At 43.1% G+C, this 471-nt stretch carries 1 protein-coding gene; it reads left to right on the top strand.

Annotated elements, in window-relative coordinates:
- The coding region (locus Pmgp_RS19420) for a reverse transcriptase domain-containing protein (protein ID WP_427910058.1) at positions 1-275 on the top strand (275 nt) is incomplete at its 5' end.
- Positions 276-471: the final 196 nt, after the last annotated feature.

The following is a 471-nucleotide window of genomic DNA, read 5'->3' as shown; positions in this document are numbered from 1 at the left end:
GGCCGGGAAAGTCGGCCGCTGATGCACTTGCCATCACCCGGCAGCGATGCTGGCGGTACAATTGGGTACTGGAGTTTGACATCAAGGGCCTGTTTGATAACATTGATCATGAACTGTTAATGAAGGCAGTCCAAAAACACACAGACATTCCATGGGTCATCCTCTACATCCAAAGATGGCTCAAGGCGCCTTTTCAGATGCCGGATGGCACTGTTAAGGAACGGACAAAAGGAACTCCGCAGGGAGGTTTATGCAAAGCTTCGCATAATGAATAGTAAATTATCCAAAGTCAATAAAACAAAAAATAGCTCTACGAAAACGTGAGCTGACTTTGGATAATTTCATTGGACTAAACCGCTGACGGCTAGTTTCTATGGGGAAATTAAAAAATTCATCTTACAATTGAATGACAAATATTGACATGGCAAGGTCGTTAATGCGCAAAGGTGGTTTCAAAGGAATAACAATTAC

The sequence above is a fragment of the Pelotomaculum propionicicum genome, from assembly GCF_004369225.1.
Classification (GTDB): Bacteria; Bacillota; Desulfotomaculia; order Desulfotomaculales; family Pelotomaculaceae; genus Pelotomaculum_B; species Pelotomaculum_B propionicicum.
The sequence above is the reverse complement of the archived record's forward strand: the minus strand, read 5'-3'. Positions and strand labels throughout refer to the sequence as shown.